Genomic DNA, 21,938 nt, shown 5'->3' with positions numbered 1-21,938 from the left:
GGGGCTGGCAGCGCCTTGCGGTCGAGCTTGCCATTGGTGGTCAGCGGCAGTTCGGCGAGCAGCAGCAGGTGCGCCGGGACCATGTATTCCGGCAGCTGGCCGCGCAGGCCGGCCTTGAGCTGGTCGCGGGCGTCGGCCTGGGCTTCGGGGCTGGCGTCGGCCAGCGCTGCATCTTTCGGCACCACGTAGGCCACCAGTTGCAGCGCCTCGCCTTCGCCATGCGGCAATACCGCCACACTGCCCACCGCTGGGTCGGCCAGCAGGCGCGCTTCGATTTCGCCCAGTTCGATGCGGAAACCGCGGATCTTCACCTGGTGGTCGATACGGCCGATGTACTCGATCACGCCGTCGGCCTGGTAACGGGCCAGGTCGCCGGTGCGGTACAGGCGGCCGCCGTCGTTGCCGAACGGGTCGGGGATGAAGCGCGTCGCGCTCAGGTCGCCCCGGTTCAGGTAGCCACGCGCAAGGCCCGCGCGACCGACGTAGAGCTCGCCGACGCAGCCTTTGGGCACCGGGTTGAGGTCGCCGTCGAGCAGGTACCACGACAGGTCCTGGATCGGCTCGCCGATCGGGCTGCTGGCTTCCCGTTCCAGGTCGGCCAGGGCCAGCGGGCGGTAGGTCACGTGCACGGTGGTTTCGGTGATGCCATACATGTTCACCAACTGCGGGGCCTGGTCGCCGAAACGCTCGAACCAGGGGCGCAGGCTTTTCACGTCCAGCGCTTCGCCACCGAAGATCACTTGGCGCAGTTGCTGTTCGCCCGGTTCGGTGCAGGCGACCTGCATCAACGCCTTGAAGGCCGACGGGGTCTGGTTCAGCACTGTGACGCCCTGTTCGCACAGCAGTTGGTAGAACTCGCGCGGCGAGCGGGTGACGTCCTGCGGCACCACCAGCAGGCGGCCGCCGTAGAGCAGCGCGCCGAAGATCTCCCAGACCGAGAAGTCGAAGCCGTAGGAGTGGAACAGGGTCCAGACATCCTGCGGGCCGAAGTCGAACCACTGATCGGTGGCGCTGAACAGGCGCAGCACGTTGCGGTGCGCCAGCAAGGTGCCCTTTGGCTTGCCGGTGGAGCCGGAGGTGTAGATGACGTAGGCCAGGTTGTCCGGGCCGACTGCGGTGACCGGGTCGTCGTCGCGCGAGGCGCTGTCGCCCAGCAGCAATACCGGCAATTGCTCGGGCAGCGGCAGGCGCTCCAGCACCTGTGGCTGGGCCAGCAGCAAGGCGATGCCGCTGTCCTCGATCATGTAGGCCAGGCGCTCCTGCGGGTAGGCTGGGTCCAGCGGCACGTAGGCGCCGCCGGCCTTGAGGATCGCCAGCAGGCCGACGAGCATCTCCAGGCTGCGCTCCACGGCCAGGCCGACCAGCACGTCCGGGCCGACGCCACGGGCGATCAGTTCATGGGCCAGGGCGTTGGCCTGGCCATTGAGCTGGGCGTAGGTCAGTTGCTGGCCGTCGAAGCTCACCGCCACCGCGTCGGCGTGTTCGCGGGCACGCTGGGCGATGAGCTGGTGCAGGCACTGTTCGACTGGGTGTTCGACGAACGCCTTGTTCCAGTCGCCAACGATCGCGTCGCGTTCCTCGCCACCCAGCATCGGCAGCTCGCACAAGCGGCGCCCTTCCCCGCTCACCAGCGCTTGCAACAGCGCGATCCAGTGCCCAGCCAGGCGCTCGACGGTCGCGGCGTCGAACAGGTCGGTGGCGTAGGTCAGCGCGGCGCGCAATTCACCGGCCTTCTCGAAGGTGTCGAGGGTCAGGTCGAACTGGGTGGTGCGCCCCTGCCATTGCACCTGCTCCAACGCCAGCCCCGAGGGCAGTGCATAGGCGCTGATGTCGGCCACCTCCGGCTGGTGGTTGTACATCACCTGGAACAACGGCGTGCGGCTGGCATCGCGTTCCAGGCGCAGGGCCTCGACCAGTTGCTCGAACGGCAGGTCCTGGTGGGCCTGGGCGCCGAGCACCGTGGCCTTGACCTGTTGCAGGAATTCACCGACGTCGAGCTGGCCGTCGACCTGGGTGCGCAGCACCTGGGTGTTGACGAAGAAGCCGATCAGCCCTTCCACCTCGGCGCGGTTGCGGTTGGCGATCGGCGTGCCGATGCGAATGTCGGGCTGGCCGCTGTAGCGCTGCAGCAGCAGGTTGAAGGCCGCCAACAGCACCACGAACAGGCTGACGTCCTGACGCCGGGCCAGTGAGCGCAGTTGCTCGGCCAGCGCCGGTTCGATGTTGAATTCCCAGCGCCGGCCACGGTGGCTGGGCTGCGCCGGGCGTGGGTGATCGGTGGGCAGCTCCAGGGCCGGGTGGTCATTGCCCAACTGTGCCAACCAGTAGTCAAGCTGGCGCTGCTGCTCGCCCGCCTCCAGCCAGCGACGCTGCCACAGGGCGTAGTCCCGGTACTGGATCGGCAGCGCTGGCCAGTTCGGCGACTGACCGTCGAGGAAGGCCTGGTAGGCCTGGATGAACTCATCGATCAGCACGGCCATCGACCAGCCGTCGGCGACGATGTGGTGCAAGGTCAGCAGCAGCACGTGCTCCTGCGCCGACAGTTCCAGCAGGCGGATGCGCAACAGCGGGCCTTGCGCCAGGTCGAACGGTTGCACGGCCATGTCCTCGGCCTGCTCGACCACCCGCCGTTCACGCGCGTCCGCCGGCAGTTCGGCCAGCGATGCCCACTGCACCGCCACCGGCGCCTGCAACGGCGCCTGCAGCACTTGGCCGTCGGCCTGGCGCTGGAACACCGTGCGCAGGGTTTCGTGGCGCTCGACCAGCGCGGCGAAGGCGTGCTCCAGGGCGGCGCGATCCAGCGGGCCTTTCAGACGCACGGCGGCGGGCAGGTTGTAGGCGCCGCTGGTGGGTTCCAGCTCCCAGAGGAACCACATGCGCTGCTGGGCGAACGACAGGGCATGGCGATCGTCCGCCTCGATCCCCGCCGGGATTGGAAACTGCTGGAAGCTGACCCCTTCCTTTTCCAGCGCGGCGAGGAAGGTGCGCCGCTTGTCCAGGGGCAGGCCGATGAAGCGGCCGGCGAGCTTGAGGGATTGATCAGCATTCATTTCGGGGCATCCGGGTTCAGAGGCGGGAGGCGCACAGGTGTGTCGTCCCTATAGAACGAACCGGGGCGGGAAAAATTAGCGGGTGGCGGCGGTGCGGGGCGGGGGCTGGAGGGGAATTGCCGACGTGCCCGCCGGCCCCCATCGCCAGCGGCATGAACGGGGATACTTCTCCCACCCACTCATGCCCTGCAGGAAGGGTGTCGCATGCTGGAATCTGGCGCTATTTCAAACACAACGATCATCAGGCAGCCGAACGCTCGCACAATAAAAACCCCGCACTCGCGGGGCTTTATTTCACACTTAAGCAGTACCTTATTATCATTTGAACTCAACTAGACAGGCAACGAACGCTATCCCTGTCATACCGATGAATATGCAGTACATACCCACCTTCATCCGCCTTTTAAGAGCGCCCGGAAAAAGCCGGTAGTCTTCCGGGTCCAGCCAGCCTTGCCGAATGGCCAAAACCGGCCACACCATTCCTGCCGCCATGGCACTCACCGTCATTAATCGAAACTTCATAGTGAATGCCCCGCTATTTCTCAACTCTTCGTGGAGCCCACGGCTTCGCTGAAGTGCTGAACACATCACCGTAAAGTGCCGCGATGCAGCAATGTGCAGCTCGACTGCCAGCCCGACCAAGCCGATCACGAATGGCAAGAGAATAGAGACGAGCTTGAATGCCATGGGCCACTCACTCAAATCAATCATATCCAACCTCATAGATCAGCTCTCCGAACTTCTCGCCAGCAAGACCTCCAGCACTTGCACCGCCAAAGGAGCCTACCCCGATCACTGCAATTCCACAGGCGGCCCGCCCCCATAGACCGAAACTGCACACCAGACCTGTTACCGCTTTACCTGCCGCAGCCCCCAAAGCCCCACCAGCAAGACCCCCCGCAAAACTGCCCGTTTCGGTAAGACGAACCCGCTTACACTCTTGCGTTTCGCCCGCACGACAGGCTTCGTGAATTTTCATATAAGAAGCGGTCGCCCCAAGGCCTAGCGCCACGTGTCCACCATATTTCAAATATTTCGCTGTCTTCGCCACCTCATCCAGGTGAGTCGCATACCCCGGTATCGCCCCTGGCGCGCCCGACTTGGACCAGTGATGCACAAGACTCTTAGTGGAAATGCCCAGCCCTCTGCGCAAACTTTCATACCCACCCAAGTTGAGGTACTTACCTAGGAATGCGCTACGAAGTTGCGCATCCAACTGCTGATATAACGCACTGCGTGATGCAAAAAACTCCGGGCTTTTAAGATGCCCATGCAAGACAAACTCTCGTTGATGCAGCTGCTCGATGCCCTTGAGCGTGTCTGCCACTTGCCCCAAACCACGGGACAACATGTCCTTGCCGACCCCCATGGATTGGCTCGCCCCATTGAGCACCCCAGCAATCTCACCGATGTGCTCCATCATGAAATCGGCCTCTGCCTCACTGAGCATCGCCAAAGACCGGCGCGCATGCTCGGCGGCCTGCATCAAGTGCGCCTCCTCGCGGGTACAGGCCGTGGCGTTCCCGGGGTCACCAATGACGAACATTTCCCCGGCCTTGAAACCTTCATCGAAGGTCGGGTTCAAGCGCCTGAAGCGCGCGATCGGCAAGAAGGACTGGTCCGCACTCAAGTTCAGCAGCACCCGTTCACCGGACATGCTGCGCGGCACGATGTAGAAGCCGGGCTCAAGGCTAGCTGGAGACGAAACGATGCTATGTGGCGAGGAGGCCACGGTAGAGGACTGGAGGCCTGCGAACCCGGCCTTGGAGCGGGCAACGGGATTTTCAGCAAGCTGCGTGCGGCTAGACGCCAGGTTGCCATGCAACGGCGCCACTACCCTGTTGCTACCACTTGGACAGCCGCACGCCACGAGCGAACCATCCAGCGCCACGGGCTGCCCATCGGAAGTAAACCAGCGACAACCCTCCACGACCCTGCCAGGCTCGCCGCACAACGGGCAGTCCGTCGTCGCATCCCCCACCCGCAGAACCTTGCGTCCCTCGCAGGTGTAGCCAACACCACTGGCAAGGCAAACCGCCCCCGTTGTGGTGCCGTCACCATCTACTGCCTGCCCCCTACCATCAAGACTGACGCGATACATGTGCAGGTTCCTTTTGCCTGGAAAAGCTCGGGAACCTAGCAGTTGCAAACCCATATGCTTCCGGGACCGCAATGAAAAAGACGTTTCCTACGCCAAGACGGAATATTTCGGCAGCTCATCAAGGGCCAAGCCCGCCCCTATCAGGTTCACCGCCACGCCTGAGCGGGCTTGCCCCGCGATTGGGCCGGCACTGACACCATCACCCCAACACAAACCGGTAAATTCCCCCCACCCCCATTCGTTACATCTCCAGCCGTGGTCCGGACATGAAACGAATATCGAGGCAAACCCGCCCCACAGAGGGCGCGTCACAGCCCATAGACCCATAACGATTGCCGGGCTTGAAACATTTACTTGCATTTATAGGCAGCAGGTTTCCCGGTCTCATCCGTCCTTACTCATGAGACACCGTGAAATCACAGCTTTCGCGGCACACCCCCGTGGCGTGCCGCGCTCGTCTATTACGCCCTGATATCAAGTTGCCTGATCCATGTCGAAAAAGTCGCGTTCAAAAATCTGGTTCCTGGTTCATAGCTGGCTGGCCCTGCCCATCTGGTTCTTCGTGTTGATCGTCTGCTTCACCGGCATGCTCGCGGTGGTCAGCCAGGAGATCGTCTGGCTGGCCAACCCCGACGTGCGCGCCAGCGCGCCGAACGACCAGGCCGAGCGCCTGAGCTACCAGCAGGTACTCGACGCCCTGCACAAGGCCGACCCGGACATGGCGGTGCGCTACATCAACCAGCCGGACGGCTCGCACTTCGCCCTCAACGTCGGCGTCACCTACCCCGACGGCACCGCGCCGAGCCTGTACGTGAACCCCTACACCGGGGCCATTCAGGGCAAGACCCCGGACTTCAACTTCGAAGCCTTCACCCGCGCCCTGCACGGTTGGTGGCTGGTGCCGTTCACCAACGGCTACAGCTGGGGCTGGTACCTGGTATCGATCCTCGGCCTGCCGATGCTCGCCTCGCTGATCACGGGCCTGGTGGTGTACAAGAAATTCTGGCGCGGCTTCTTCAAGCTGCCGCGCCTGGCCCACGGCTCGCGGATCTTCTGGGGCGACGTGCACCGCCTGGCCGGGGTCTGGTCGATCTGGTTCATCGCGGTGATCTCCATCACCGGCACCTGGTTCCTGATCCAGGCGACCCTGGCCGACAACCACATCACCATCTCCTCCGAACCCATCGTGCCGGTGATCGCCCGCGAGCAGGTGCCGCAGACCGCCGACGGCAGCCCGGCGCCGCGCACCGACCTGGACGAGGCCGTGCGCATCGCCCGCGAGCGCATCCCGGGCCTGGACATCAGCTACATCAACCTGCCGGCCACCGCCTACAGCCATATCGGCCTGATGGGCCGCGGCTGGTACCCGCTGATGTACCAGACCGCCTCGGTCAACCCCTACACCCGCCACGTCGACAGCCAGTTCCTGCTGGCCGACCGCACGGGCCTGGAGTTCTTCGCCGAGTCCATGCGCCCGCTGCACACCGGTGACTTCGGCGGCCTGTCGATCAAGCTGATCTGGTTCTTCTTCGGCCTGGTGCTGACCCTGATGGTGTTCAGCGGCCTGCTGATCTGGACCAAACGCACCGCCCAGGCCACCGCCGCCGCCCTGAAACGCAGCGAGCGCCCGGCGCGTGCGCCCAAGACCGTCGTGGAGGCACAGCCATGAGCCAGGCCAAGCCCCTGCCGCAAGGCGGCTTCAAGCAGTGGTGGCTGAAATGGCGCTTCCACCTCAACGCCCTGCTGATCCTCATCCCCCTGGGCTTCATGCCCAAGTACTTCGCCGACGCCAGCCTGTTCCGCGGCGACAGCGGCCTGGGCGCCAACCCGGTGACGGCCATCCAGATCGACCGCTGGACCCTGGACCTGGCCGAACTGCGCGATGAAGCGCCACGCGCCGACGGCCCGGCCGGGCACTTCAAGCAATTCAACGCCGCCCTGTGCCGCACCTGCACCGAAGGGGTCAAGGCGATCTACCTGCGCATCGGCAAGCCGCGCAACCTGCGCACCGCCGGCAGCATCCTGTTCGGCCCGCCGTACCGCATGAGCACGTCGCTGCCGATCCCGCCCCGCACCCGCCCCGACGCCGAACTGTGGATCACCCTCGAAGGCTGGGACGGCAGCATGCACCAGGCCTCCGTGCCGCTGGCCAAGGCCTCGCCGGCCACTGCCGCCTGGCTCGAGAAACAAGGAGACAAGCAATGAAGTACCTGCTGCGCAGGCTCGCCCTGCCCCTGCTGGCCCTGGCCGCGACCCCGGCGCTGGCGCACAACCCGATGTGCGACTGCGTGCCGCAAGGCAGCGACCAGATCAAGTGCACCGGCGGCTTCTCAGACGGCAGTGGCGCGCCGGGGGTGACCTTGGACGTGATCGGCTACGACGAGCAGGTGCTGGTGCCCGGCAAGCTCGGCGACGACTCGACCCTGACCTTCAAGCGCCCGGATGGCGAGTTCTACGTGCTGTTCGACGCCGGCCCCGGCCACGTGGTGGAGATCGACTACGCGGACATCGCCCAGCCATGAGCCGCGCCCAAGTGATCCGCCCGGCCGGTGCCGGGCACGAAACCCTCTACGTACTGCTGGCGGCGCTGCTGCTCCTCGCCGTGGCCGCCACGGTGGTGAGCCTGCGCGGCGAGCGGGTCGACGAACAGGCCATCGAAAGCTATCAAGTCGACGCCCGCCGCGACCTCAACGCCGCCGAACAGGGCATCTACACCGACCTGCACGTGGCCCTCGACGAGATCCGCGCGCTACGCGAGGAAACCGCTGAGGTGCCGAGCGTCGAGGCATTGGCCGAGGAAGGCTTGCCGCCGTTCGTCGACGACGCCAGCAGCGCCAGCCGCGGCCGCCACCAGTGGCAGTGGCTGAGCAGCGGCGCCTACCTGGGCAGTAGCCAGGACGCCGAGGTGGCCGGCAGTTTCCTGGTGATCCTGCCCGGCGACGGCGACGGGGCGGGCGACGTCTGGCTGCGCCGTGATCGCAGCGCGCAGGCCCCGGACGACCTGGGCCGTGATGCGTTGATCGCCGCAGGCTGGCAGCAGGTCGTCAGCCACTACGACGCCGGCGTCACCCGCCAACATCGCCACTGAGCCATCGCCACCGAACCTCGGCCACTGACCCCAAGGACTTCCCAATGCTTCGCTCCGCCCTCGCTCTGCTCCTGGCCTGCGTCCTGCCGGCCATGGCCCTGGCCGACACCGGCAAGCCCCTGCGCATCGGCATCACCCTGCACCCCTACTACAGCTACGTGAGCAACGTGGTCGGCGATCGCGCCGAGGTGGTGCCGCTGATTCCCGCTGGCTTCAACCCGCATGCCTACGAGCCGCGCGCCGAAGACATCAAGCGCATCGGCACCCTGGACGTGATCGTGCTCAACGGCATCGGCCACGACGACTTCGCCGACCGCATGATCGCCGCCAGCGAAAAACCCGACATCAAGACCATCGAGGCCAACGAGAACGTGCCGCTGCTGGCGGCCACCGGCATCGCCGCGCGCGGCGCCGGCAAGGTGGTCAACCCGCACACCTTCCTGTCGATCAGCGCCAGCATCGCCCAGGTCAACAACATCGCCCGCGAACTGGGCAAGCTCGACCCAACCAACGCCACCTACTACACGCAGAACGCCCGCGCCTACGCCAAGCGCCTGCGGGCCCTGCGCGCCGAGGCGCTGGCCAAGGTCACCGAGGCGCCGGGCGCGGAGTTCCGCGTGGCGACCATCCATGCCGCCTACGACTACCTGGTGCGCGATTTCGGCCTGGAGGTGACCGCGGTGGTCGAGCCGGCCCACGGCATCGAGCCGAGCCCGGCGCAGTTGAAGAAGACCATCGACCAGCTCAAGGCCCTGGACGTGAAGGTGATCTTCTCGGAAATGGACTTCCCGTCGGCTTACGTGGACACCATCCAGCGCGAGTCCGGCGTGCACATCTACCCGCTGACGCACATCTCCTACGGCGAATACACCAAGGAGAAATACGAGGTGGAGATGAAGCGCAACCTCGACACCGTGGTCAAGGCCATCCAGGAGAACCACGCATGACCGCCGCGGCCAACCTGGCCACGTCCTGCGGGCCACGCATCGAGTTCGCCGGCATCGACCTGACCCTGGGGCGCACGCGCATCCTTGAACAGGTCGGCTTCAGCGTCGCCGCCGGCAGCGTGCACGCCATCGTCGGCCCCAACGGCGGCGGCAAGAGCTCGCTGATCAAGACCCTGCTCGGGCAGATGCCGCACCAGGGCCAACTGACCCTGCATTGGCCGAGCGAGCGCGAAGTGATCGGCTACGTGCCGCAAGCGCTGGAGTTCGACCGCGGCCTGCCGATGACCGTGGACGACTTCATGGCCGCCATGTGCCAACAGCGCCCGGCCTTCCTCGGCCTGTCGCGCAAGGCCCGGCCCGACATCGACGCCGCGCTGGCGCGGGTGGGCATGCTCGACAAGCGCAAGCGGCGCATGGGCGCGTTGTCCGGTGGCGAGCGCCAGCGTGTGCTGCTGGCCCAGGGCTTGGTTCCCGAACCGCAACTGCTGGTGCTGGATGAGCCGATGTCGGCGCTCGACGAGGCGGGCATCCAGGTGTTCGAGCAACTGCTGCACGGCTGGCGCCAGGCCGGCACCACCGTGCTGTGGATCGAGCACGACCTCGAAGCCGTGCTGCGCCTGGCCGACCGGGTCACCGGGCTGAGCCGCAAGGTGCTGTTCGACGCCCCGCCCGCCCAGGCCCTGACCCCGGAGCGCCTGCTCGGCCTGTTCTCCGTCCACCCTCGCAGCGAGAGCCTCGCCTGATGAGCTATGAAGCTTTCCGCCAGCTGGTCCAGGACTGGGCCACGGCTGGCTACCTGCCGGAGGCGCTGGCCTACGGTTTCGTGATCAACGCCCTGCTCGCCGGCCTGATGATCGGCCCGGTGCTGGGCGGCCTGGGCACCCTGGTGGTGGTCAAGCGCTTCGCCTTCTTCTCCGAGGCCGTGGGCCATGCGGCGCTGACCGGCGTGGCCATCGGCATCCTGCTCGGCGAGCCCTACACCGGGCCGTATGGCAGCCTGTTCGGCTACTGCCTGCTGTTCGGCATCCTGTTGAACTTCCTGCGCAACCGCACCGGGCTTTCGCCAGACACCCTGATCGGCGTGTTCCTCTCGGTGTCCCTGGCCCTGGGGGCGAGCCTGCTGCTGATGCTGGCCGGCAAGATCAACGTGCATATCCTGGAGAACGTGCTGTTCGGCTCGGTGCTGACCGTCAGCGCCCACGACCTGGTGGTGCTGGGCGTGGTGGCGATCCTGGTGCTGGCCCTGGCGTTGCCGCTGTACAACCGCATCATCCTGGCCAGTTTCAACCCGCAACTGGCGGCGGTGCGCGGGGTGGCGGTGAAAACCCTGGACTACCTGTTCGTGGTGCTGGTCACCCTGGTGACCGTGGCCTCGGTGAAGGTGATCGGGGCGATCCTGGTCGGTGCGCTGCTAGTGATCCCGGCTGCGGCCGCGCGGTTGGTCAGCCAGTCGCTGAAGGGCTTTTTCTTCATCTCGGTGCTGATCGCCACCCTGAGCACCTTGCTCGGCATCCTGTTGCCGATCGTCTTCGACCTGCCGGTGCCGTCGGGCGCGGCGATCATCCTGGTCGCCGGTTTCTGCTTCGCCCTCGCCGCCCTGGCCCGCGCCCTCGTCCCCCGCCTGCAAGGAAACCCGGCATGACCCTGAACCTCAAGCCCCTGTGCCTGGCCCTGGCCTTGGCCGCCCTGCCCGCCTTCGCCCAAGCCGCGCAACCCGCCGCCGCGCCCGAGGTGCTCACCACCTTGCCCGTGACCCACAGCCTGGCGCAGGCGCTGCTCGACGGCACCTCGGTGCAGCTCAAGCGCGCCGCCCCGGCCAACCTGCCGGCCACGCGCCAGCCGTCGTACTTCTCCGGGCGTGGCGGCGAGAGCCTGCACACGGCGGCGCAGCAGGCCGATGCGGTGATCGGCGTGCGCTCGATCTGGCGCGACGACCCGCTCTACCCAACGGCCCGGCGCAGCAACATCCGCATCGTCGAGATCGACGCCGCGCACCCGGTAGACGGTGCGTTGCCAGGCATCGCGGTAAACGGCGACGACGCATTCGCCGCCTACCCGTGGCTCAACCCGATCAACCTCGGGCGCATGGCCGATGTGGTGGCCAATGACCTGGAGCGCCTGTCGCCGGGCGACAAGGCGAAGATCCAGGCCAACCTGGCCGGGCTCAAGCGCGAGCTGCTGGCGCTGACCTCCAGCAGCCAGACGCGCCTGGCGACGGCGGACAACCTGAGCGTGGTGAGCCTGTCGGAGCGCCTGGGCTACCTGGCCAGCGGGCTGAACCTGGATGTGGTGGCGCAGCCGTTGCCCGCCGGCGACAAATGGGACGAGGCGGCGCTCAAGGCGCTGGGCGAGAACCTCAAGGCGCAGGACGTGGCGCTGGTATTGCACCATCGCCAGCCGGAGGCCGAGGTGGTCAAGGTGATCGAGGCCGCAGGGGCGAAGCTGGTGGTGATCGACAGTGACCCAGAAGATACCGTGGCGGGGCTGAAGGCCAGTGTCGACCAGGTGGTGGCGGCGCTGCAGCAAGGCTGACGAGCGACGTAGAGGCCATCGCGGGGCAAGGCCCGACAGGAACCACACCGTTCATGGAGCGGCGTTCAGCGCTTCATGCACCGCTGGTAGCGTTCATCCACCCGCCCCGCGAACCACGCCGTGGTCAGCTTGCGGGTGATCTTCGGGCTCTTCAGTTCGATCCCCGGCAACACCGCCCGTGGCAACGGCTTACCGGCCTTGGCCTCGGCCAGGGCGAACACCCCGCGGTACAGCTCGGTATCCTCCAGCGCCAGGCTGTTCTCCTGCTCCAACTGGCTGCGGATCTGCGGGTTGCGCAGCCCCAACTGCCGGCCCAACATGCGCGCCGCCTGCTCGGTATTGCCCGGCATGATCGCCCCCGGCGCCACCAAGTCACCATCCAGCGCCAATTTCGCCCCGGTCACCCGGCTTAGCGCCGCCTGAAACGCAGCATTGCGGCTGGCGTACCAACCGGCGTTGAAGTCAGCGAAGCGGTACAGCGGCCGCTCGTAGTGAGTCGGGTAGCCCAGCAGGTGAGCGATGCCGAAGTACATCCCGCCGCGGCGGCTGAACACCTCCTGGCGCACCGTGCCCTGCCGGGTGTAGGGGTAGTCCTTGGCATGCCGCTCGGCGAAGTCGATGCTGACCTGCATCGGCCCGCCGGTGTGCACCGGGTTCAGCCCGCCCAGCAGCTTGTCGCCCAACGGCAACCCCGCGATGAAGTCGTCGAACAGCGCGCTCAGCTGCTTCTCGCTGCGCACGGCCAGCAGCCGTTGCTGGTAGGTCTGGCCGTTGGCCGAGGGCGTCGCCAGGGCGCCATCGACCAACAGCCTGGGAATGTGCAGGCGCGCGGCGCGGCGGTCGATTTCCTCCCGGGCGATGCGCCCGAGGTTGGGCACCTGCGGGTCGGCGGTGAAGGTCGACTCCTGCTCGGTGACGGCCAACACCGCGCACAGGTTGCTCTTGCTCGGCGCGATGCGCTGGGCCTCGAACGCCACCTGGATGTCCCGCGCCCAGCCTTCGCGGTCCTTCACCGAGGTCGGCAGCAGGCGCAGCAACTGCGCGCGGACCTTGGCCGGGTCGGCCTCCGGCGCCTCCTCGATGCGCCCGGCGCAGCCCTGGAGCAGCGCGAGGACGACCAGACCGCTCGCCAACAGCCGCCCGTTCAGGGCCGCTCACCGACCAGGTAGGTCTTGCTGACGTGCCGGAACAACGGGTGGCTGGCGCTGCCCAGCAGCTCGAACAGCACCATCTCGCGGGTGACCAACTGCGCCCCGGCATCGCGCATGCGCGCAAGACCCGCCGCCTTGCTGGCCAGGGTGCGGCTGTCGCAGGCGTCTTCGACCACGAACACCTGCTTGCCCAGGGCCAACAGGCCGAGCACCGTCTGCAGCACGCAGACGTGGGTTTCCATACCGCAGACGATCACCTGTCGGCGCTGCAACAGGCTGGCCGGCAGGCACTCGGCGGCGACGCAGGAGAAGTGCAGTTTTTCCACCACCTGGGCGGCGGGCGCCGCGGCCAGCAGCTCGGGCAGGGTTGCGCCGAGGCCCTTGGGGTATTGCTCGGAGATCACCGTGGGCACCTCCAGCTCGGCGGTGGCGGCCAGCAGCCAGCGCGCACGCGCGCGGGTGCCTTCAGGGTCGCTCATGGCGCCAATGAGTTTTTCCTGGATGTCGACGACCAGCAGCGTGGCCTCGCGGGGATCGATCAGCATGGGGATGGCCTTGTCCTGGGGAAAGCCTCAAGCCTCCCCCAGGCCGGGCAGCGCGTCAATCAGGCGGTCAGGCGAAGCGGCTGCAGCGACGCCACGAGCGCGCCGAGCACCCGGTCTTCCTGCTCGTGAATGAAGAAGTGGCCACCGGGGAACAGGCGCTGGGAGAACTCGCCGACGGTCTCCTTGCCCCAGGCCAGCAATTGCTCCTCGCTGGCGCGGTCGCTTTCGCCACCGAGCACGTGCAGCGGGCAGCGCAACGGCGGGCGCTGGCGGTAGGCGTAGTGGCCGCAGAGCAGAAAATCGGCACGCAGCACCGGCAGGGTCAGGCTCATCAGCTCCTGGTTGGCCAACACTTCCTCGGGGGTGCCTTGCAGCTCGCGCAGCTCGTCGATCAGCTCGGCATCGGTCTTCGCTTCGCGCCAGTTCTTGCCGTCGTAGTCTTCCCGCCGGGTCGGCGCCGCCGTGCCACAGGCGAACAGCGCCACCGGCGGCGGGCAGCCGAGGGCCTGCAGCTCATGGGCCAGCTCGAAGGCCAGCAGCGCGCCGAGGCTGTGGCCGAGCAGCGCATAGGGCGTGCTGGCTGCCAGGCGCTGTTCGGCGGCCAGTTGCCGGGCCAGGGCCTGCATGTCGGTCTGCAACGCCTCGCCCAGGCGCGCGCCACGGCCAGGCAACTCCACCGGGCGCACCTGCAGCCAAGCCGGCAGCTTGCGCCGCCAGCGGCTGTAGACCATGGCGCTGGCCCCCGAATACGGCAGGCACAGCAGGTTCAGGGTGGTCACTGCGCGGCGGCTTCGGCCATTTTCTGGCGCAGGCTCAGCGGGCGCATGTCGGTCCAGACTTCGTCGATGTAGGCCAGGCAGTCCTTCTTCAGGCCACTCTTGCCCACGGTGCGCCAGCCGTTGGGGATCGCCTTGTAGTCGGGCCAGATGGAATATTGCTCTTCGTGGTTGACCACTACCTGGAACACGATGTCGTCGCGGTCGAATACGGAAGTCATTGCCTGTCTCCTTGGGTGATGAGGGGCCGGTGCGTCAGGACGCAGGGGGGCTTTGAGGGAAACGAAGCGGGTAGCAAGAGATTTAGGGTCGGGCGCGCTGAATCCTGCTTTGCAAGTGCCCCGGAAGCTGGCATATATCCAGACACACTTCCCCAGGAGACCTCCCCATGCTCGGTGTAACCGACTACGGCGCCTTCGTCATCGCCTTCATCGTCCTGCTGGCGATCCCCGGCCCCGGCAACTTCGCGCTGATCACCGCCACCGGCAAGGGCGGTATCAAGGGCGGGCTGGCGGCAACGCTGGGGGTGATCCTCGGCGACCAGGTGCTGATGTGGCTGGCGGTGGCCGGCGTGGCGACCCTGCTGGCGGCCTACCCGGCGGCCTTCCACGTGGTGCAGTGGGCCGGTGCGGCCTACCTGGCCTGGCTGGGCCTGCGCATGGTGCTGAGCAAGCCAGGCGCTGCGCCGCGCGAAAGCCGCATGGACAGCGGCCACTACCTGCGCCAGACGATGATGATCACCCTGCTCAACCCCAAGGCGATCATGTTCTACATGGCGTTCTTCCCGCTGTTCATCGACCCGGTCAACCACCAGGGCATGGTCACCTTCGCCTTCATGGCCTTCACCGTGGCGGCGCTGACCTTCCTCTATGGCTTGATCGCGGTGCTGCTGACCCACCGCCTGGCCGAGCGCATGCGCGCCAACCCGCGCATCACCAACCTCCTGGAGCGCGTGGCCGGGGCCTGCCTGGTGGGCTTTGGCATCAAGCTGGCGGCGATGCGCTGAGGCTCAGGCGTCGCGCAGCAGGTCGTGGGCATCGAGGAGGCGGAACGCCACCTGCGGGTTGCGCTCCAGCCCACGGCGGATGGCTGCCGGGATCGACTGGCGGGTCTTGCGGCACAGGCCGGTCTGCTGCTCCAGCTCGATGACGATGCCGCGCATGGTGCGCACTTCGTTGTAGCCGGGTGTGATGTGCACGCGGATGCCCAGTTGTTCGTAGAGCCGTGATTGCAAGCGTTGCAGGTCTTCCAGGTCGCGCAGGTTTTCCAGGCGTTCGAGCAGGCGTTTTTCTTCCTGCCGGGTGAGCAGCAGGATGCGCTGGGCGACCGGCGACGCGTCGGCCAGCTGTTCGCGTCCGCAATCGCAGGCGCCCGGGGGGCATGGGTGGCGCTGGGGAGGTGGGCTGCTCATGGGGCCAAGAATAGCGGTTTCCGTGGCGGGTGAAAGACATCTATGGGACCGGTCGCGGGGCAGGCCCGCGCTCACAGGCACCCCGCAGTACTCAAATCATGCGGGGTGCCTGTGGGCGCGGGCCTGCCCCGCGACAGGGCCGGAGCTGGCGAAACATTTCTCTTCGACGCTCGTTGCCACGCCATTTTGACGGTATGGTGTTGTCAAAGAAGGATGTTTTACCCGCACAGGAAAGACTTAGATGCTCCAACGCAATGTCATCGACGCATCCGTCAGCCCCAAGGGCAGCCTCGAAACCCTCTCCCAGCGTGAAGTGCAGCAGCTGAGCGAAGTCGGTACCGGCAGCCTCTACAACCTCTTCCGCCAGTGCGCCCTGGCGATCCTCAATACCGGCGCCCATGTCGACAACGCCAAGACCATCCTCGAGGCCTACCGCGACTTCGAGGTACGCATCCACCAGCAGGACCGTGGCGTGCGCCTGGAACTGCTCAACGCCCCGGCCGACGCCTTCGTCGATGGCGAAATGATCGCCAGCACCCGGGAAATGCTGTTCAGCGCCCTGCGCGACATCGTCTACACCGAAAGCGAGCTGGCCAGCCAGCGCATCGACCTGGAAAGCTCCCAGGGCATCACCGACTACGTCTTCCACCTGCTGCGCAACGCCCGCACCCTGCGCCCTGGCGTGGAGCCGAAGATGGTGGTGTGCTGGGGCGGCCACTCGATCAGCAGCGAGGAATACCAGTACACCAAGAAGGTCGGCCACGAGCTGGGCCTGCGCAAGCTGGATGTGTGCACCGGCTGCGGGCCGGGTGTGATGAAGGGCCCGATGAAGGGCGCCACCATCGCCCATGCCAAGCAGCGCATGCACGGCAGCCGCTACCTGGGCTTGACCGAGCCCGGCATCATCGCCGCCGAGGCACCGAACCCGATCGTCAACGAGCTGGTGATCCTGCCGGACATCGAGAAGCGCCTGGAAGCCTTCGTGCGCGTCGGTCACGGCATCATCATCTTCCCAGGCGGCGCTGGCACCGCCGAGGAATTCCTGTACCTGCTCGGCATCCTCATGCACCCGGACAACCAGGACCTGCCCTTCCCGGTCATCCTCACCGGCCCGCGCAGCGCCGAGCCGTACCTGCAACAATTGCACGCGTTCGTCGGCGCGACCCTGGGCGAGGCGGCACACCGTCACTACCAGATCATCATCGACGACCCGGCCGAAGTGGCACGGCACATGGTCGAGGGGCTCAAGGCGGTCAAGCAGTTCCGCCGCGAGCGTAACGATGCGTTCCACTTCAACTGGCTGCTGAAGATCGAAGAGAGCTTCCAGCGCCCGTTCGACCCCACCCACGAGGCCATGGCCAACCTGGCCCTGCGCCAGACGTTGCCGCCCCACGAGCTGGCCGCCAACCTGCGCAGGGCGTTTTCCGGGATCGTCGCAGGCAACGTCAAGGACAAGGGCATCCGCCTGATCGAGGAGCATGGGCCGTACCAGATTCACGGCGACAGCGCGATCCTCGACCCGCTGGGGCGGTTGCTGCAGGCGTTCGTCGACCAGCACCGCATGAAGTTGCCGGGTGGGGCGGCGTATGTGCCGTGTTATCAGGTGGTGAGTTAACGACACGGGGCCGCTAGGCGGCCTGATCGCGGGGCCAGCCCGCTTCCACAGGCACGGCGCCGCTCTCCAAGGTAGCGCCGTGCCTGCGGGAGCGGGCTGGCCCCGCGATTGCCCCACAGCAACATCTTGCAGACATTTCCTACCCTAGGCAGTGAACCTGCCTACAAAAAAACGGTCTTTCGCTGACGGTCAATCCACCGACCGGCTCACCGGCCCAGTCACCGGGCCTTCAATTGTCCTGTTTCAGCGAAGACGACCATGCCCGATTTCCGCCTACCCGCCCTGTGCGCCGCCCTCCTCTGCACCACCACCGCAGCCCACGCCGAAGAACCGGCCAGCGATGCGCGCTGGGTCAGCGACAGCCTCAGCACCTACGTCCGCAGCGGCCCGACCGACGGGCACCGTATCGTCGGCTCGGTCAAGTCCGGGCAGAAAGTCGCGCTGGTCACCAGCCAAGGGAACTACAGCCAGGTGCGCGGGCAGAACGGCGACCTGGTGTGGATCCTCACCAGCGACCTGCAGAGCGTACCCGGGCAGAACGAGCGCCTGCCGCAGCTCGATGCCCAGGTGGCGGACCTCTCCGGCCAGCTCAAGACCATCGACGACAGTTGGAAGGCCCGCGTGCAGGGCATGCAGGAAACCCTCGACTCACGCAAGGCGCTGGTCGACGACCTGCAAACCCGCAACAAGGCGCTCAACGAACAGCTCGAACAGGCCCAGTCGACCCTGCGCGACACCCAGGCGCGCCTGGGCGACGAGAACAAGCAGGTGATGATGCGCTACATGGTCTACGGCGGCAGCATCGCCGGCGCCGGCCTGCTCGCGGGGCTGATCCTTCCAGCGCTGACCCGCGGGCGCAAACGCAACGACCGCTGGTTCTGAAGGCTAAACGCGCGTCTCAGGCCAGCGGCACGGCCTGGCGGCCCACCAGGAAATCGATGAACACCCGCACCCGCAGCGGCATGTGCCGGGCCTGGGGGTAGATCAGCATGAACGGCCGCGAGGTGCCGCCGAAGTCGGCCAGCACCTCCACCAACTCGCCACTGGCCAGGGCGTCCTGCACGGTGAAGCGGTAGGCCTGCATCAGGCCGGCACCGTGCCGGGCCAAGGTGGCGGTGGCCAGGAAATCGCCCTGGCAGGTCCAATTGCCGTGGGTGTCTATTTCAACGCGCTCTCCGTCGCGGGTGAAGCTCCACGGCGCCCGGCGCCCGCTGCTGGGCACTTCGAACTGGATGCAATCGTGACCGCGCAGGTCTTCGGGCACCTGCGGCGTGCCGGCCCGGGCGAGGTAGCCTGGGGTGGCCACCACGACCAGCTCGGCATCCTCCAGGCGTCGGGCTACCAGCCGCGAGTCAGCCGGTTCACGGCCGCGGATGGCCAGGTCGAAGGGTTCCTCGGCGAAATCGACGTTGCGGTTACTGACATGCACGTCCACCTGCACCTCGGGGTAGCGCTGGCGAAAAGCCGGCAGCAAGGGTAGCAGCCGATAGTGGGCGTAGGGTGTCGGCGCGCTGATGCGCAGGCGCCCGCTGGGCGCAAGCTGCCCGCCAGCCACCTGGCGCTCTGCCTCGACCAACTGCCCGAGGGCTTGGCGACATTGCTGGTAATAGGTCTGGCCCGCTTCGCTCAGGCGCATCTGCCGGGTGGTGCGCACGAACAGGCGCACGCCCAAGCGCTCTTCCAGGCGCGCCACCGAGCGGCTTACGGCAGCGGGCGTCACCCCCGCCTCGGTGGCGGCGGCGGTGAAGCTGCCGGTGTCGGCAGCAAGGCAGAACAGCTCCAGACTGCCCAATTGCAGGTCATCGAAATGGCGGCTCATGGCGGGCCCTATAAATTACATGGCGTATTAATTGAAATGCTATATGCGCCATTTTTCAACCTTAGCGCAAGGCCTAGAGTGGCTTCCACACCGAGCAACCCGCTCGCCCCACTCTGGAGATCAACCCATGAGCAAAACCATCATCATCACCGGCGCTTCCAGCGGTCTGGGCTTCGCCCTGGCCCAGGCCTTCCTCGAGCGCGGCGACAACGTGGTCGGCAACGCCCGCACCCAAGCCCGCCTGGACGAAGCCGCCGCCCGGCTCGGCCACCCTGCCCGCTTCGTCGGCGTGGCCGGCGACATCGCCGAGGCCGGCACCGCCCAGCGCCTGGTCGACACCGCCAAGGAGGTGTTCGGCGGCCTGGACATCCTGGTCAACAACGCCGGGATCTTCATTCCCAAGCCATTCACCGAATACAGCGAAGCCGATGTCGACGCGCTGATCGGCACCAACCTCAAGGGCTTCTTCTACCCCTCCCAGGCGGCGGCGCGGATCATGACCGCCCAGGGTCATGGGCAGATCATCGCCATTACCGCATCGATCGCGCTGCAACCGAACACCCGCGTGCCGGCGCTGCTGCCGGTGCTGGTCAAGGGCGGGTTGAACCAGGCGGTCAAGGGCCTGGCGCTGGAGCTGGCGGGTAGCGGCGTGCAGGTCAATGCCGTGGCGCCGGGGATCATCGATACGCCACTGCACAGCGGTAGCGTCGAGGGGATGGGCTTGCTGTCGCCGAGCGGGCGTACCGGCACGCCGCAGGACGTGGTGGATGCGGTGCTGTATTTGACCGCTGCGCGGTTCGTCAGCGGGGTGGTATTGCCCGTGGACGGCGGCGGCACGGCAGGGACCTGGCACTAATCGCCACGGGGGCTGACGGCCCGCCCGCGATGGAGCCGTCAGCCGCGCAGTTGCTCCAACGCTTCCAACACATAACCGGTAGCCCGCTCAACCTCCCCCTCCCGGCAAGCGATCCCCAGCGCTCGCCACAACCCCGGCCGCAACGGCCGACGGGCGATCCGCGGATCGCGCTCCGGCCCTTCCCCTTCCTGCGGCAACAAGGTCGCGCCATACCCCGCCGCCACCAGGCTCTTGATCGCATCGTTGTAGTTCAGCTCGATGCGCGCCTCGGGGTACAGCCCCGCCGCCGCGAACCACTCGGCGGTCACCCGTGATAACTGGGTACTGTCGTCGTTGAGGATCAGCGCGCGCCGGCCCAGCCACGCCGGGCTCACACGCGCCGGCGGCTGCCAGTCGGCGGGCAGGTAGGCCATGATCGGGTCGCGCCGCCAGGGCGTGACCTTCAGCCCCTTGCCCGCCACCTGCGGCAGCGCCACCAGGCCGATGTCCAGGCTGCCTTCACGCAACCGCGCCAAGGACGCCTGGGAAGTGAGTACTTGGACCTGCACATCGATGCCGGGGTGCGCCACGCGCAAGTGCGCGAGGGCCTTGGGCAACAGGTGGGCGATGGCGCCGGTGGAGGCGCCCAGGCGCACGCGCCCGGTAAGGCCCGCGACCTGGCGACGGACTTCGTCCAGGGCCTGGTCGGCGTCGACGAGCAGGCGCCGGGCACGGGCCAGCAGGGTTTCGCCGATCACCGTGGCGCGCACCTGGCCGCGGGTGCGCGAGAGCAGCGGCGCGCCGACCCTGGCCTCCAGTTCGGCGATGTGCAGGCTGATGGTGGGGGGTGCCAGGTTGAGCTGGCGCGCAGCCTCGGCGAACGAGCCGAGGTCGGCGATCGTCACCAAGGTGCGCAGGCGGTCGAGGCTGATTTCTCGCATAGGAACCCATGGCTGTAGAAGCGGACTCGCCCCACGACAGGGCCGTCAGGTTCATTAAAACTGAACCTCACCATCATGATATTCAAATTTTCTTCAGTCCAGCGACACGGGAACATACCGCCACTCCCCTTCATCGAACGGACACCACCATGCACCAGCCCCTCGTCTTCATCGACGGCGACCAAGGCACCACTGGCCTGCAAATCCACGCCCGCCTGCAAGGCCGCCAAGACCTGCGCCTGCTCACCCTCCCCGACAGCGAGCGCAAGGACCCCAAGCGCCGCGCCGAGGCCATCAACAGCGCCGACATCGCCCTGCTGTGCCTGCCCGACCCCGCCGCCCGAGACGCCGTGGCAACCCTCAGCAACCCAGCGGTGCGGGTCATCGACGCCAGCTCCGCGCACCGCACCACGCCAGGCTGGGTCTATGGCCTGCCCGAACTGGACGAACGACAAGCCGAGCGCATCGCCCAGGCCACACGGGTCAGCAACCCCGGCTGCTACCCGACCGGCGCCATCGCCCTGCTGCGCCCGCTGGTCAAGGCCGGGCTGCTACCGGCGGACTACCCACTGAGCATCCATGCCATATCCGGCTATTCGGGCGGTGGTCGCGCGGCGGTCGAGCGCCATGAGCAGACGGGCGGCGACCGCGCCCCTGCCCTGCAACTGTATGGCCTGGAGCTGGCGCACAAGCACGTGCCGGAAATCCAGGCGCATGCCGGGCTGAGCGCGCGGCCGGTGTTCCTGCCTGGCTATGGCGATTACCGCCAGGGCATCGCCCTGAGCATCCCCCTGCAACTGCGCCTGCTGCCGCAAGGGGTGGACGCCGGGCGTTTGCAGACGTGCCTGGCGCAGCATTACCAAGGCGCCCGTCACGTGCGGTTGATGCCGCTGCACCAGCACGGCCCGGCCACGCCGCTCGACCCCGAGGCGCTGAACGACACCAATGACCTGCGCTTGGCGCTGTACGCCAACCCCGAGCATGGCCAGGTGCTGCTGACCGCGGTGTTCGACAACCTGGGCAAAGGTGCATCGGGCGCTGCGGTGCAGAACCTCGACCTGATGCTCGCGGCGTTGCGCTGACCCCGGCGCAAAACCGGGTAGACTGATTACCCCGCGCCTCGAGGC

The 21,938-nt window shown here is 66.8% G+C and carries 23 protein-coding genes; 13 read left to right on the top strand and 10 right to left on the bottom strand.

The window, feature by feature from the left end; all coding sequences use genetic code 11:
- The 3 genes from P0Y43_RS02970 to P0Y43_RS02960 all read right to left on the bottom strand — a co-directional run.
- A partial coding sequence (locus P0Y43_RS02970; protein ID WP_275635805.1) for an amino acid adenylation domain-containing protein occupies positions 1-3,050 on the bottom strand: 3,050 nt, incomplete at its 3' end.
- Between the two features lie 318 nt (positions 3,051-3,368).
- Positions 3,369-3,737 carry a hypothetical protein gene (locus tag P0Y43_RS02965; RefSeq protein ID WP_275635804.1) on the bottom strand — a complete coding sequence of 123 codons (369 nt, stop codon included), beginning with the start codon at positions 3,735-3,737 and terminating at the stop codon, positions 3,369-3,371.
- 16 nt (positions 3,738-3,753) lie between these two features.
- The gene (locus P0Y43_RS02960; protein WP_275635803.1) at positions 3,754-5,151 is read right to left on the bottom strand and encodes a PAAR domain-containing protein; all 1,398 of its coding nucleotides are present in this window, start codon (positions 5,149-5,151) and stop codon (positions 3,754-3,756) included.
- 490 nt (positions 5,152-5,641) lie between these two features.
- Between P0Y43_RS02960 and P0Y43_RS02955 the strand changes: the two genes are divergently transcribed.
- Genes P0Y43_RS02955 through P0Y43_RS02920 form a run of 8 tightly spaced genes read left to right on the top strand, consistent with a single transcriptional unit; the run spans position 5,642 to position 11,718 of the window.
- Complete coding sequence (locus tag P0Y43_RS02955) at positions 5,642-6,820, top strand: PepSY-associated TM helix domain-containing protein (protein WP_275635802.1); 1,179 nt, start codon at positions 5,642-5,644, stop codon at positions 6,818-6,820.
- Entirely contained in the window at positions 6,817-7,356 is a 540-nt protein-coding gene (locus P0Y43_RS02950; RefSeq protein ID WP_275635801.1) for a thiamine pyrophosphate-binding protein, read from the top strand. The genes P0Y43_RS02955 and P0Y43_RS02950 overlap by 4 nt, the downstream gene beginning before the upstream one ends.
- Positions 7,353-7,673, top strand: a complete 321-nt coding sequence (locus P0Y43_RS02945) for a hypothetical protein (RefSeq protein ID WP_275635800.1) — start codon at positions 7,353-7,355, stop codon at positions 7,671-7,673. Before P0Y43_RS02950 ends, P0Y43_RS02945 begins: the two co-directional genes overlap by 4 nt.
- On the top strand, positions 7,670-8,239 hold the full coding sequence (locus tag P0Y43_RS02940; RefSeq protein ID WP_275635799.1) for a DUF6162 family protein: 570 nt from the start codon (positions 7,670-7,672) through the stop codon (positions 8,237-8,239). Before P0Y43_RS02945 ends, P0Y43_RS02940 begins: the two co-directional genes overlap by 4 nt.
- A gap of 44 nt (positions 8,240-8,283) precedes the next feature.
- Positions 8,284-9,186, top strand: a complete 903-nt coding sequence (locus tag P0Y43_RS02935) for a metal ABC transporter substrate-binding protein (protein ID WP_275635798.1) — start codon at positions 8,284-8,286, stop codon at positions 9,184-9,186.
- Entirely contained in the window at positions 9,183-9,929 is a 747-nt protein-coding gene (locus tag P0Y43_RS02930) for a metal ABC transporter ATP-binding protein (protein WP_275635797.1), read from the top strand. The genes P0Y43_RS02935 and P0Y43_RS02930 overlap by 4 nt, the downstream gene beginning before the upstream one ends.
- The gene (locus P0Y43_RS02925; RefSeq protein ID WP_275635796.1) at positions 9,929-10,828 is read left to right on the top strand and encodes a metal ABC transporter permease; all 900 of its coding nucleotides are present in this window, start codon (positions 9,929-9,931) and stop codon (positions 10,826-10,828) included. Before P0Y43_RS02930 ends, P0Y43_RS02925 begins: the two co-directional genes overlap by 1 nt.
- Positions 10,829-10,830: 2 nt before the next feature.
- A complete protein-coding gene (locus P0Y43_RS02920) occupies positions 10,831-11,718 on the top strand; it encodes a metal ABC transporter solute-binding protein, Zn/Mn family (RefSeq protein WP_275635815.1) in 888 nt (295 codons plus the stop codon).
- A gap of 65 nt (positions 11,719-11,783) precedes the next feature.
- Here P0Y43_RS02920 and P0Y43_RS02915 read toward each other — a convergent pair whose 3' ends face one another.
- Genes P0Y43_RS02915 through P0Y43_RS02900 form a run of 4 tightly spaced genes read right to left on the bottom strand, consistent with a single transcriptional unit; the run spans position 11,784 to position 14,411 of the window.
- Entirely contained in the window at positions 11,784-12,866 is a 1,083-nt protein-coding gene (locus tag P0Y43_RS02915) for a DUF1615 domain-containing protein (RefSeq protein ID WP_430540216.1), read from the bottom strand.
- Complete coding sequence (locus P0Y43_RS02910) at positions 12,863-13,414, bottom strand: hydrolase (protein WP_275635795.1); 552 nt, start codon at positions 13,412-13,414, stop codon at positions 12,863-12,865. The genes P0Y43_RS02915 and P0Y43_RS02910 overlap by 4 nt, the downstream gene beginning before the upstream one ends.
- Positions 13,415-13,473: 59 nt before the next feature.
- Entirely contained in the window at positions 13,474-14,193 is a 720-nt protein-coding gene (locus P0Y43_RS02905; protein ID WP_275635794.1) for a thioesterase II family protein, read from the bottom strand.
- Positions 14,190-14,411, bottom strand: coding sequence for an MbtH family protein (locus tag P0Y43_RS02900; RefSeq protein WP_275635793.1), 222 nt, complete (start codon positions 14,409-14,411; stop codon positions 14,190-14,192). Before P0Y43_RS02900 ends, P0Y43_RS02905 begins: the two co-directional genes overlap by 4 nt.
- Before the next feature lie 167 nt (positions 14,412-14,578).
- Here P0Y43_RS02900 and P0Y43_RS02895 point away from each other — a divergent pair, with 167 nt between their 5' ends.
- A complete protein-coding gene (locus P0Y43_RS02895) occupies positions 14,579-15,196 on the top strand; it encodes a LysE family transporter (RefSeq protein WP_275635792.1) in 618 nt (205 codons plus the stop codon).
- 3 nt (positions 15,197-15,199) lie between these two features.
- Here the strand turns inward: P0Y43_RS02895 and P0Y43_RS02890 are convergent, their stop codons facing one another.
- Positions 15,200-15,601: a hypothetical protein gene (locus tag P0Y43_RS02890; RefSeq protein ID WP_275635791.1), complete on the bottom strand. Its 402-nt coding sequence runs from the start codon at positions 15,599-15,601 to the stop codon at positions 15,200-15,202.
- Positions 15,602-15,842: 241 nt separating this feature from the next.
- On the opposite strand from P0Y43_RS02890, the gene ppnN reads away from it, so the two are divergent.
- Both ppnN and P0Y43_RS02880 read left to right on the top strand, forming a co-directional pair.
- Positions 15,843-17,216, top strand: a complete 1,374-nt coding sequence (ppnN, locus tag P0Y43_RS02885) for a nucleotide 5'-monophosphate nucleosidase PpnN (RefSeq protein ID WP_275635790.1) — start codon at positions 15,843-15,845, stop codon at positions 17,214-17,216.
- Between the two features lie 258 nt (positions 17,217-17,474).
- Positions 17,475-18,098, top strand: coding sequence for a TIGR04211 family SH3 domain-containing protein (locus P0Y43_RS02880; RefSeq protein ID WP_275635789.1), 624 nt, complete (start codon positions 17,475-17,477; stop codon positions 18,096-18,098).
- Between the two features lie 16 nt (positions 18,099-18,114).
- Here P0Y43_RS02880 and P0Y43_RS02875 read toward each other — a convergent pair whose 3' ends face one another.
- Positions 18,115-19,035, bottom strand: coding sequence for a LysR family transcriptional regulator (locus P0Y43_RS02875; protein ID WP_275635788.1), 921 nt, complete (start codon positions 19,033-19,035; stop codon positions 18,115-18,117).
- 127 nt (positions 19,036-19,162) lie between these two features.
- Between P0Y43_RS02875 and P0Y43_RS02870 the strand changes: the two genes are divergently transcribed.
- Positions 19,163-19,891, top strand: a complete 729-nt coding sequence (locus P0Y43_RS02870) for an SDR family NAD(P)-dependent oxidoreductase (protein WP_275635787.1) — start codon at positions 19,163-19,165, stop codon at positions 19,889-19,891.
- A gap of 38 nt (positions 19,892-19,929) precedes the next feature.
- Here P0Y43_RS02870 and P0Y43_RS02865 read toward each other — a convergent pair whose 3' ends face one another.
- On the bottom strand, positions 19,930-20,811 hold the full coding sequence (locus tag P0Y43_RS02865) for a LysR family transcriptional regulator (RefSeq protein WP_275635786.1): 882 nt from the start codon (positions 20,809-20,811) through the stop codon (positions 19,930-19,932).
- A gap of 149 nt (positions 20,812-20,960) precedes the next feature.
- Between P0Y43_RS02865 and argC the strand changes: the two genes are divergently transcribed.
- Complete coding sequence (argC, locus tag P0Y43_RS02860; protein WP_275635785.1) at positions 20,961-21,893, top strand: N-acetyl-gamma-glutamyl-phosphate reductase; 933 nt, start codon at positions 20,961-20,963, stop codon at positions 21,891-21,893.
- Positions 21,894-21,938 lie beyond the last annotated feature (45 nt).

This window comes from Pseudomonas entomophila (assembly GCF_029193575.1).
Taxonomy (GTDB): Bacteria; Pseudomonadota; Gammaproteobacteria; order Pseudomonadales; family Pseudomonadaceae; genus Aquipseudomonas; species Aquipseudomonas entomophila_G.
The sequence above is the reverse complement of the archived record's forward strand: the minus strand, read 5'-3'. Positions and strand labels throughout refer to the sequence as shown.